The organism is Polaribacter sp. (assembly GCF_965656025.1).
Taxonomy (GTDB): domain Bacteria; phylum Bacteroidota; class Bacteroidia; order Flavobacteriales; family Flavobacteriaceae; genus Polaribacter.
Window position 1 is genome coordinate 6,781 of sequence record NZ_CBFHJT010000057.1, and the last position, 12,138, is coordinate 18,918.

The 12,138-nt window shown below is 31.2% G+C and carries 13 protein-coding genes; all 13 read right to left on the bottom strand.

Translation table 11 applies throughout. The annotated features are described in order from the left end of the window. Nucleotides 1-51: 51 nt before the first annotated feature. Complete coding sequence (gene proC / locus ACTG3S_RS10835; RefSeq protein WP_439129374.1) at nt 52-858, bottom strand: pyrroline-5-carboxylate reductase; 807 nt, start codon at nt 856-858, stop codon at nt 52-54. A 34-nt stretch (nt 859-892) separates the two neighbouring features. Then, a complete protein-coding gene (locus ACTG3S_RS10840; protein ID WP_439129375.1) occupies nt 893-1,084 on the bottom strand; it encodes a hypothetical protein in 192 nt (63 codons plus the stop codon). Between the two features lie 9 nt (nt 1,085-1,093). Beyond that, the gene (locus ACTG3S_RS10845) at nt 1,094-1,531 is read right to left on the bottom strand and encodes a GNAT family N-acetyltransferase (RefSeq protein ID WP_439129376.1); all 438 of its coding nucleotides are present in this window, start codon (nt 1,529-1,531) and stop codon (nt 1,094-1,096) included. A 313-nt stretch (nt 1,532-1,844) separates the two neighbouring features. Beyond that, nucleotides 1,845-2,135 (bottom strand): heavy-metal-associated domain-containing protein, encoded by a 291-nt coding sequence (locus tag ACTG3S_RS10850; RefSeq protein WP_439129377.1) that lies wholly within the window; start codon nt 2,133-2,135, stop codon nt 1,845-1,847. Next, nucleotides 2,117-2,482 carry a rhodanese-like domain-containing protein gene (locus ACTG3S_RS10855; RefSeq protein ID WP_439129378.1) on the bottom strand — a complete coding sequence of 122 codons (366 nt, stop codon included), beginning with the start codon at nt 2,480-2,482 and terminating at the stop codon, nt 2,117-2,119. Before ACTG3S_RS10855 ends, ACTG3S_RS10850 begins: the two co-directional genes overlap by 19 nt. 3 nt (nt 2,483-2,485) lie before the next feature. Continuing rightward, the gene (locus ACTG3S_RS10860; RefSeq protein ID WP_439129379.1) at nt 2,486-3,892 is read right to left on the bottom strand and encodes an MBL fold metallo-hydrolase; all 1,407 of its coding nucleotides are present in this window, start codon (nt 3,890-3,892) and stop codon (nt 2,486-2,488) included. A gap of 81 nt (nt 3,893-3,973) precedes the next feature. Next, nucleotides 3,974-5,698, bottom strand: a complete 1,725-nt coding sequence (locus tag ACTG3S_RS10865) for a SulP family inorganic anion transporter (protein WP_439129380.1) — start codon at nt 5,696-5,698, stop codon at nt 3,974-3,976. Between the two features lie 3 nt (nt 5,699-5,701). Next, a complete protein-coding gene (gene ruvB / locus ACTG3S_RS10870) occupies nt 5,702-6,724 on the bottom strand; it encodes a Holliday junction branch migration DNA helicase RuvB (RefSeq protein WP_439129381.1) in 1,023 nt (340 codons plus the stop codon). 102 nt (nt 6,725-6,826) lie between these two features. Then, nucleotides 6,827-8,608 carry a cytochrome c oxidase subunit I gene (locus ACTG3S_RS10875; RefSeq protein ID WP_439129382.1) on the bottom strand — a complete coding sequence of 594 codons (1,782 nt, stop codon included), beginning with the start codon at nt 8,606-8,608 and terminating at the stop codon, nt 6,827-6,829. Between the two features lie 29 nt (nt 8,609-8,637). Further along, entirely contained in the window at nt 8,638-9,645 is a 1,008-nt protein-coding gene (locus ACTG3S_RS10880) for a cytochrome c oxidase subunit II (protein ID WP_439129383.1), read from the bottom strand. 35 nt (nt 9,646-9,680) lie between these two features. Next, complete coding sequence (locus tag ACTG3S_RS10885; protein WP_439129384.1) at nt 9,681-11,120, bottom strand: quinol:cytochrome C oxidoreductase; 1,440 nt, start codon at nt 11,118-11,120, stop codon at nt 9,681-9,683. 27 nt (nt 11,121-11,147) lie between these two features. Then, nucleotides 11,148-11,696 (bottom strand): c-type cytochrome, encoded by a 549-nt coding sequence (locus tag ACTG3S_RS10890; RefSeq protein ID WP_439129385.1) that lies wholly within the window; start codon nt 11,694-11,696, stop codon nt 11,148-11,150. Nucleotides 11,697-11,705: 9 nt separating this feature from the next. After that, nucleotides 11,706-12,138: DUF3341 domain-containing protein (locus ACTG3S_RS10895; protein ID WP_439129386.1), on the bottom strand; the 433-nt coding region annotated here is incomplete at its 5' end.

Below are 12,138 nucleotides of genomic sequence, written 5' to 3' on the forward strand. Positions count from 1 at the left end.
TTAGTCATTACATTGGTTCCTACTTTAATGACTATTCTTTCTTTTTCCATTTTAATATTCTTTACCCAATTCTACAGCTCTTGAAAAAGCTGCAAAAGCGGCATCTTTAATTAATTCGTTTACTTTATTATCTTTCATAGAATCTAATGCTGCACGAGTTGTACCTCCTTTAGAGGCTACTTTTTCCATCCAAGAATTTGGAGATAAATTAGATTGATTAAAAAGTTCTACAGCACCAGTAAATGTTTGACTTACTAAAACTGTTGAATCTTTTTTTGAAAAACCCATTTTTAAGGCGGCTTCCATCATGCTTTGCATAAAATAAAACACATAAGCAGGACCACTACCAGAAATTCCTGTAGAAGCGTCTATAAATTTTTCGGTAGAAACTTGTATCGATTTTCCGGTGGTGTTTAATAAACTTTCTATGGTTAGCATTTCTATATTAGATACTTCTTCTGAAGATACATAAGAAGTTAATCCCTTACCAATTTGTGCTGGTAAGTTGGGCATTGCTCTCACAATTTTTTCTAATCCTGTATATTCTTTTATTGCGCTAATGGAAACACCTGCCATAATAGAAACCAATACTTGTTGGGTATTTACAAGTGGTTTAATGGTTTTTAATAGTGCTTCTGCATGATAAGGCTTTACAGCTAAAAAGATAATATCTGCCTCTGGCACACAGTCTTTAAGTTCTTTAAAGGCATCAAAATGTGCGATGTTATTTAACTCTTCTAATTTTTTTTCTGAGTTATCTAGCACCATTATGTTTTTCTTTTTCAGTAGTCTAGATTTAGACATTCCTTGGGCGTAGGTAAGCCCCATGTTACCAGCTCCAATTACTAATACTTTCATTTCTTTATTTATATAATTAATAAGAGTTATTCTATTAAATGAATAACATATTGTGTTCGGGTTCTAATTTTTCTTTATAATATTTTTCTTCATATTTAGCAATATTCTTAACAGGAAAACATAAGATGTATTTATTTACAGAAGTTACTTTTGTAATTAACTCTCCCATTATTCTAGATTGTTCTTTTTGGTATGATGTATTTTTTCTAAGTCGTATAATTTTCATGTATTTTTTTTATTTTTTTAATCTCATTTCTATATTTGTTTCTTTAAAACCTTCTTTTTCAAATAATTGCATTGCAGTGTTACTTTTATTAATGTGTAAAGAAATATCGCCTATACAATAATCTTTTGCGTATGTTATTAATTTTTTAGCTATTCCTTTTTTTCTATATTCATCTTTAACAGCAAGGTTTACTAAAAGGTTTTCAGAAATATATTCGTTCATTCCTGTTTTATTAATTACTAAGGCTGCTATAATTTCATTATCGTTTTCTATTAAAAAAACAGCACCTCCAAGACCGGGTATTTCTTTTGCAGCATACATTAAAGATTTTCTAATACCACTTTTGGTATCTTTAAAATCTCCTGAATATATGTGTAAAAAATTTGTAATACGTGTAATATCGTAAAGGGATAACCTGTTAAAGGCATCAAATGTTTGAATGGTCATTAACAAATAGATATTTTGCAATTATTAAAAAATGATTGCTTTTAAAAAAAAACTAAAAAATTGTATGGTGCATCTAGTTTGATGCTTTAGAAAATATAGCTTACGCTAGAAAGTAGAGGTAATAAACTTATTCGATTGATTAGTTAAACCCGAAAAGTTAAAAATTTTATTCTTCTTTAATTGATGTAGTCCTAAAATCATAGCCACAAAGTTACGCAAAGCATAGACAACTAGCAAGTTTTTAGACTATTGATAAAAATAAAAAAGACTTGATTTTTCAATCAAGTCTTTTTTATCAGCTGTATTTTAGGTTTTAAGAATCCATTCTACCAACTGCACAGCTTACAAAAGATTTTGCTTTGTGTAATACTGTATTTTTATCTCCTACAGGTGGATAGCCTAATTTAGATAGTTTTTCTTTTACTGCTAAAACATCTTCTTTTTCTGAAGTAATTTTAACCAAAGAATTTTCTACATCTATTTCTATATCGTTTACATCTTCTAAAGAAAGTAATCCTTTTTTAATAGTTGCTGCACAACCACCGCATTTTAAATTTTCTATTTCTATTATTTTTGTATTCATCATTAATTTTCTTTTTTCCATTGATTATAACCTCCTAAAACATTGTATACTTCGAAGCCTTTTTCTTTTAAAATTATTGCTGATTTGCCACTTCTATTACCACTTCTGCAGTATAGATATACAGGTTTCGATATATCTAATAATTTCTTTGCTTTTTCTGCAAAATTAGTATCAAAATAATTTGCAAAAACAGCTGTTTTTATAAAACCTTGTTTAATTTCTTCTGGACTTCTAACATCCAATAATTGAATATTTTCTTTCGCTAACAATGTTTTTAATTGCTTTGTAGAAATTGTTTTTAACTCTTGGTCTTTATCACAATTTACAAAAAAGAAACTAAGAAATAAAATATATACTAATTGCTTCATAATTTATTTTAATGTTGATGGGCAGACAGCATCTGTTCTTTCTATTTCTGTATTTTTTATTGCAGCAAAACCACCTGCAACATCTACCACATTATGAAAACCTCTTGCTTTTAAAATAGAAGCTGCAATTACAGATCTATAACCTCCTGCACAATGAACATAAAAAGGCCCTGTTTTAGGAAATTCTGTAATATGGTCATTTAAAAAATCTAGAGGTGTGTTTTCTGCTACTTTGATATGCTCACTTTCATATTCTCCAGGCTTTCTAACATCAAAAACGGGCTCTTTGTTTGCTACTTTCTTTTGTAAAGTTTCTGCAGAAATAGATTCTAAAGTATCTATTTCTTTATTTGCTTTTTTCCAAGAATCGAAACTACCTTCTAGAAAGCCCAAAACATTATCAAAACCAACTCTAGACAACCTTGTAATGGTGTCTTCCTCTTTACCAATTGGTGTAACTAATAAAATGGGTTGTAAAATGTCTTTTACTAAGGCTCCAACCCATGGTGCAAAACCACCATTAATCCCTATAAAAATAGATTGTGGTATAAAGCCTTTTACAAACTCTTCTTGATGACGTACATCTAAAATTAATGCATTTGTGTCGTTTGCAATCAATTCAAAATCTTTAACAGATAAAGGTTTTGCACTACTTTTAATAATGTCATCTACATTCTTATATCCTTCTTTATTTAACTTTACATTTAAAGGAAAATAGGCTGGAGGTGGCAACAAACCGTCTGTAACTTCATCTACAAACTCTTCTTTAGTCATGTCTGCTCTTAAAGCATAATTGGTTTTCTTTTGCTCGCCAATAGTACCTACAGTTTCTTTACTTAAGTTTTTACCACAAGCAGAACCTGCACCATGTGCTGGATATACAATTACATCGTCTTCTAAGGTCATAATTTTAGTACGCAAACTATCGTATAAAAAACCTGCCAAATCTTTTTCTGTAATATCTCCTTTTTGTGCCAAATCAGGACGACCAACATCACCTAAAAATAAGGTGTCTCCACTAAAAAGGGCATGGTTTTTACCGTCTTTATCTTTTAATAAATAACACACACTTTCCATAGTGTGCCCTGGAGTGTGCAAGACTGAAATGGTGATATCACCAACTTTAAATTCTTGATTATCTTTTGCTATTATTGCTTCAAAATTAGTTTTTGCTGTTGGTCCGTAAATTATTTGTGCTCCTGTTTTTTCAGCTAAAGTTACATGTCCACTCACAAAATCTGCATGAAAATGTGTCTCGAAAATGTATTTAATTTTAGCATTATTTTCTTTGGCTTTATCTATATAATCTTTTACTTCTCTTAAAGGATCTACAATAGCCACTTCTCCATTACTCTCAATATAATAAGCGCCTTGTGCTAAACATCCCGTATAAATTTGTTCTATAATCATAATATCTTTTCTTTTATTATAAGGCAAAATAACAAATTAAAAATCTTTTTTTTAGTAACATTTATTACCTAAAAAATATAATTAGTATGCTTGATGTATGTATTTTGCATATTTCTGTTGATGAGTTCTATCTCCTGTTTTGTAGAATTTTACAGCTTGATTTGCTCTCATAAAGAAGTGTTTGATGTCTATAATATCTAAAATTCCGCTTCTAAATAAATCGTCTCTAACTGGACCTTTAACTCCTGCAAAGTAAAACGAAATTCCTTTCTTTTGAAAATATTTTACGCGTTCTTTTAGCATTTCTACACCTGTACTATCTACTCTATTGATGCTTTCTGCATCTAACACAATTAATTTTAAGTTACCCTCCTTTTTATCTATCATTTGATCTAATTGATCTCTAAAATAATTTGCATTGGCATAAAAAAGTTGTGCATCGAACCTAAAAACCAATATATCTTTCTCTATAATAACTTCTTCGAATCTATTTTTATTTCTATAAAAGTTAGAATTTGGCACCTTACCTAACTCTACAACATAGGGTCTAGAGGTTCTATAAATTAATGTGGTTAAAGACAAACCTACTCCAATAATTATACCATATTTAATACCTAATAATAATGTTGCTAAAAATGTAGCTAACATTAACCAAAAATCTAAATTATTGGCTTTCCATAGAAATTTAGCTTCTTGAATGTTTACCAATCCAAATACAGCTACAATGATAATTGCTGCTAATACTGTTTTTGGTAAATGATAAAATAATGGTGTTAAAAATAAAAGTGTAATAACAACCATAACCACAGAAACCAAAGCTGCCATACCTGTTTTTGCACCACTTTCTTGGTTGATTGCCGAACGAGAAAAACTAGAAGTGGTTGGATACGCCTTAAAAAAAGAACCAACAATATTACTTAACCCTAAAGCAACTAATTCTTGATTAGGTCTTATTCTATATTCGTCTTGTTTTGCTTCTAAAGATTTTCCAATAGAAATGGTTTCTAGATAACCCACCATTACTAAGGTTAATGCAATTGGTAATAATTCTTTTATTTGTTCTAGTTCTAAATCAGGTACTCCAAAATTTGGCAAGCCAGAAGGAATATCTTTTACTATGGAAACATCGGAAATACTTTTTCCAAAAAACTTCATAATTAAAATACCTAAAACAACTACAATAAGTGCGTTTGGAATTTTTTTATTGATCCTTCTAAAAAATATGATGACGAATACAGATAACAGCCCAATAATAGTTGTATGATAATTGTAGTTACTTATTTGAAGCCAAATATCTGTTACAATTATCTGAATTTGATCACTTTGAACAAAATCTACTCCTAATAAATTTCTAAATTGATTAAAACCTATAATTAATGCAATAGCAGAAGTAAAACCTGTAATTACAGGTTTTGATAAAAAATTTACAATAAAACCTAAACTAAAAATTCCCATTATAAACTGTATGGTACCTACCATAAGTGCTAATAAAATGGCAATTGAAATGTAACTTTCTGACCCTGCTAATGCCAAAGTAGAAACACCAGTTGCTACAATTAAAGAATCCATAGCAACTGGCCCAATAGCTACTTGTCTAGAAGAGCCAAAAATGGCATACATTACTTGTGGTACTAGGGCACAATACAAACCATAAATTGGTGGCAAACCAGCAATTAAAGCATAGGCGATACCTTGTGGAATTAAAATAATACCCACAGTAATACCTGCTACTAAATCTCCTTTAAATAAAGCAGTATTGTAGTTAGGTAACCATTCTAGAATTGGTATTATTTTTTTTATATCCATTTTTTAAAACAACTCTCCTTGATTTCTTCCTTTTGTTCTGCCTAAATGTTTATATGCCAATTCTGTTACTTCTCTTCCTCTAGGCGTTCTCATTATAAAACCTTGTTGAATTAAAAAAGGTTCGTATACTTCTTCGATAGTTTCAGTATTTTCGCTTACGGCCGTGGCAATTGTAGAAATACCAACAGGCCCTCCTTTAAACTTGTCTATAATAGTTGCTAATATTTTATTATCCATTTCATCCAAACCATGAGCGTCTACATTTAATGCTTTTAAAGCATATTTAGCAATTTCTATGGTTATATTTCCATCGCCCTTTATTTGTGCAAAATCTCTTACTCTTCTTAAAAGAGCATTGGCTATTCTTGGTGTTCCTCTACTTCTACCAGCAATTTCTATAGCACCTTCCATAGAAATAGGTACCCCTAAAATGTGTGCACTTCTTTGAATAATGGTGGTTAATAAGTCTGTTTTATAATAATGTAATCTGCTACTTATACCAAATCTAGCTCTCATAGGTGCAGTTAGTAAACCTGAACGTGTTGTTGCACCAATTAAAGTAAATGGTTCTAAGTTGATTTGCACTGTTCTAGCATTTGGCCCAGATTCAATCATAATGTCAATTTTGTAGTCTTCCATGGCAGAATACAAATACTCTTCTACAATAGGACTTAAACGATGAATTTCATCAATAAATAAAACATCTCTCTCATCTAAGTTTGTTAATAAACCTGCTAAATCTCCTGGTTTGTCTAAAACAGGACCAGAGGTTACTTTTATACCTACTTGTAATTCATTTGCTAAAATATGTGCTAAAGTTGTTTTTCCTAAACCTGGAGGCCCATGAAAAAGTGTATGATCTAAGGCTTCATCTCTTTGATTGGCGGCTTCTACAAAAACTTTTAAATTATCTATTGCCTGGTCTTGACCTGTAAAATCATCAAAAGAAAGTGGACGTAATTTTTTTTCTACATCTAAGTCTTCATTAGACAAATTACTATTTTCAGGGTTTAAGTTTTCGTTCATAAAAACAAAGATAATATTATTTGATATAGCATTTTTGTAACTTTTGCTACAAAGCAAAAAACCTCTCCAAATAGGAAAGGTTTTTTATTTAAGTTTTATTAATTATGATGGTTCTTCGCCATCTAATAATGGTGTTGTTTGTAATACAAAGTCTTGACCATGTAAATAATCGCTATCATCATCATTAGGATCTACACGTTTACTATAGTCATAAGCCCATCTATGAACTTCTGGTATTTTTCCTGGCCAGTTACCATGTACATGTTCTACAGGTGTTGTCCATTCTAAAGTATTCGATTTCCAAGGATTTTGTGTTGCTTTTTCTCCTCTATACATAGAGATAAAGAAGTTTGCTATAAAAAATATTTGCGCAACACCACCAACTAACGCAAAAATTGTAATTACTACGTTGATGTCGGCTAAGTCGTCAAACATTGGAAAGTTTGTATTTGTATAGTATCTTCTTGGTAAACCAGCTAATCCTATAAAGTGCATTGGCCAAAATACGCCATAAGCACAAACAATTGTAATCCAGAAATGCCAATAACCTAAAGTCTTATTCATCATTCTACCATACATTTTCGGGAACCAGTGATAAATACCTGCGTACATTCCAAAAATTGCAGAAACACCCATTACTAAGTGGAAGTGAGCAACCACAAAATAAGTATCGTGTATATTGATGTCTAAAGCAGAATCTCCTAAAACTAAACCTGTTAAACCACCAGTTACAAATGTTGATACCAGACCAATAGAAAATAACATAGCTGGATTTAGTTGTAAATTACCTTTCCATAAAGTAGTAACGTAGTTAAACGCTTTTACTGCAGAAGGAATTGCAATTAATAAGGTTGTGAATGTAAATACAGATCCTAAAAATGGATTCATACCAGAGATAAACATGTGGTGTCCCCAAACAATTGTAGATAAAAATGCAATTGCCATTATAGAACCAATCATTGCTCTATAACCAAAGATAGGCTTTCTAGAGTTTGTAGAAATAATTTCTGAGGTTATACCTAAAGCTGGTAATAATACAATGTATACTTCTGGGTGACCTAAGAACCAAAATAAGTGCTCAAATAACACAGGCGAACCACCTTGGTAATGTAAAACTTCTCCAGAGATAAATATATCGGATAAATAGAAAGAAGTACCAAAACTTCTATCGAAAATTAATAATAATGCTGCTGATAATAATACAGGGAAAGAAACTACACCAATAATTGCAGTAATAAAGAATGCCCACATTGTTAATGGCAATCTTGTCATTTTCATTCCTTTTGTACGTAAGTTTAAAACAGTTACTATATAGTTTAAGGCACCGATTAAAGATGATGCAATAAAAATTGCCATAGAAACTAACCATAAAGTCATACCTGTACCAGAACCTGGTATTGCTTGTGGTAATGCACTTAATGGAGGATAAATTGTCCAACCTGCAGATGCTGGTCCTGCCTCCACAAATAAAGAGATAACCATAACTACACTAGACAAAAAGAACAACCAATAAGATATCATATTTAAGAAACCTGATGCCATATCTCTTGCTCCAATTTGCAATGGAATTAACAAGTTAGAAAAAGTACCACTTAAACCTGCCGTTAATACAAAAAATACCATTATTGTACCATGTATTGTAACCAAAGCTAAATACATATCTGGATTCATAATACCATCTGTTTGGTGAGATCCTAAAAATGCTTCTACAATTGTAAATGATGTATCTGGCCATGCAAGTTGCAAACGAAACAACATAGACATCATAACTGCAATGATCCCCATAATCATACCAGTTACTAAGAACTGTTTAGAAATCATTTTATGATCTTGACTAAAAATATATTTTGTTACAAACGTTTCTTTATGATGATGATCTGACATAATCTTTATTTATTTGTATTTTTTTAAATTTATTTAATAACTTCAGTTAATGTAGGTTGTTCAGACAACCACTTGTCGTATTCATCTTGTTCTACAACAGTAATTTTCATTTGCATGTTGTAATGAGATGCTCCACAAATTTTATTACACAATAACAAGTAATCGAAAATATAAGGATCTTCTCCTTTTGCTCTTCTAATCTTGTTAATACCTATGGTTTTTTCTATTACTTCAGGCTGATTTCTCATTTCTTCAGTAGTGTATTTTGGTGTAAAACCAAATTCTGTAACCATTCCAGGAACACAGTTCATCTGTGCTCTAAAGTGCGGCATATATGCTGAATGCAATACGTCTTGAGATCTAAATTTAAAATGTATTTTTCTTCCTTTTGGTAAGTATAATTCTGTGACCTGTTTATCGTCTGCAGCATTTTTATCAGACATGTCTACACCCATCGTGTTGATACCTTTGATAAAGTTTACATTACCTAAACCTAAGGTATTGTCTGCACCTGCATAACGTGCGTCCCATCTAAATTGCTGAGAATAAACTTCTATAACAATTGGGTCTTCTGCATCAGATAAGTCCATTACATTATTCCATTGCCATAAACCATAACCAATTAATACTACTAATACAATGGCTGGTGTTACTGTCCAAATGAATTCTAATTTATGACTGTCTGCATAAAATTTTGCTTTTTGACCTTCTTTACCTCTATATTTAAAAGTAAAATAGAAGATTAAGAATTGCATAATAAACTGTACGATACCTATTAACCAAAAAGTAATGTTGAATAAATTATCATCATGTTCTCCTTCTATAGAAGCAGATTCTGGTAACATAATTACATTCATGAAGATTAAACAATAAATCATCATTGCATATAAAAACGCCATAAAACCAATTGCGTATTTACCTTGAGCAGCATTATCTTTATCGTTGGCAATAGAACTTCTAAAGTTCATTATTCTAGTAATTTGCCAAACACTTACACCGATTGCAACACCTATAAAAATATAAAATAGAGCTAGCATATTTATCTTGTCTTAATTTTTAATTCAATTATTTATTAATGATGATCTGCTGATCCTTCACCTCTATGTTCGATATTATAGTAGTGAAAATGTTCACTTTCTTCTAGGAATGGATTTCCTTTAGGAATAGCACTTGCTTTAGCAAAAGCACTAAATGTTGCATATATAAATATGCCTAAGAAAAATAGTAAAGCACTAATTTCTGCAATACCAAAGCCCCATTGACCACCTACGGTAGCAGGCATTACCATGATGAATACATCTATATAATGGCCTCCTAAAATTACAATACCGCCGATAACAACAAACCAAGGAATACTTTTAAAATCACTATTTAATAACAGTAATACTGGAAACACAAAGTTCATAGCTACCATTGCTAAAAATGGTAATTTATATTCGTTGAACCTTGCAACAAAATAAGTAGTTTCTTCTGGAATATTTGCATACCATATTAACATAAATTGTGCAAACCATAAGTATGTCCAAAATACAGAAAAACCAAACATAAATTTTGCTAAATCGTGTATATGACTATCGTTTACTTGTGGTAAAGCTCCTTTAGATCGTAAGTAAATAGTTACAAATGCTACAATGGTTAATGCACTAACTAATAAAGTTGCTAATACATACCAACCGAATAAAGTAGAGAACCAATGTGGGTCTAATCCCATAATCCAGTCCCAAGACATCATACTTTCTGTAATCATAAATACAAATAAAAAGATAACTGATGCATTGTAATTTTTCTTGTAGGTTTTGTTTCCGTCATTTGCTGTATCTTCTGCAATAGAGTTTTTTCTAATAAACCATCTGTAAACATTCCAAAGTAATAAATATATAACACTTCTTATTGCCCAACCAGGTACATTCATCCACCAAGATTTACCAGCTACAATTGGATCATAATTGGCACTTTCTGGGTCAAAAGTTCCAGGAGTCATCCAAGAAAATAAGTGATTATAATGACCAACTGTTAAACCAATGATTACTAGCATTATTATAGATGTAGGTACTAAATTGGCAGTTATTGCTTCCATAACTCTAAACAATACTATAGACCATCCAGATTGTGCTACTCTTTGTGCAGCATAAAATGCTAATACCAATAAAGAAATTCCTAAAAAGAAAAATAAAGCTACGTATAATGCGGACCAAGGTCTGTTTTGTATTTGATGTAACACATGTTCTGCATGAGAATCGTCATCATGAGCACCATGAGCACTCATTTCTTTGTCTATATGTTTGTCTGTATCATGTACTCCTGAAGCATCATGATTACCATCTACTACTTTACTACCATGTTCGTCTGCATTCGCACTACCATGACCATGATCATTAGCTGCAGTTATTGCATGTTTTGCATCATCTAACGTTTTATTAGACGCACTATAAAAGCTAAATGCAACTCCTATTACACCAATTAAAATTAGTGCTAATGAGAATGTTTTTAATTTACCTGAGAATTGATACATATCTTTCGTATTCTATCTTTTTGTATACTATTTTAACAAATCTGCTCGCAATACTTCTACGTATTGTGTAATTTGCCAACGTTCTTTATAAGTTAATTGACCTGAATGAGATCCCATTAAGTTTTTACCATGCATTAAAACATGATAAATACTACCTTCTGTAATATCTCTATCTTTATAATTAGGTATACCAGCAAATTTTTCTGATGTTGCTAAATATCCTTGTCCATCACCTTTTTTACCATGACAAGAAACACAATAAATGGTATACATTTTCTTACCATTTTCTAAATTCTTCTCATTCTTTTCTAGAGGATTTTTTAAATCAGTTTTTGCTGTTTCATATCCTTCAATAGTGTCTGGTATATCATAAGCTGGCGCTCCTCCTCTTGGTATAGTTCCTGCAACAGGTTTACTATTTACAGGTGCTCCTTTAAGACCATCAGCTCCATCTGCATCATATGGTACAGATTCATACATGTCAGGCATGTATTGTGCTTGTCTTGTTGTTTTGTCATTACAAGAAACTAAAGTTGTAATGGCAATTAAAGCAGTAATTAATTTAAATTTCTTCATAACTTTATATTAGTGCTTGTCTACAATATTAATTTCTACAGCGCCAGTTTGTGTTAATAAAGCTGTTAATGCGTCTACATTATCGCTTACAGGAATTTCCATTAAAAAATGGTCGTCTGTAGTTCTTGGGTCTGGATTTTCTGCTTCTTTAAATGGCCATATTCTACTTCTCATATAAAAAGTAATTACCATTAAATGGGCTGCAAAAAACACGGTTAATTCAAACATAATTGGCACAAATGCTGGCATATTATCTATCCAAGTAAAACTTGGTTTACCACCAATATCTTGCGGCCAATCTTGTATCATTATATAATTTGTCATCCAAATGGCAACAGCTAAACCTGTAATACCATAAAAGAATGAAGTAATTGCTAATCTTGTTGGGGCTAAACCCATTGCTTTGTCTAAACCATGCACTGGAAAAGGACAAAATACTTCT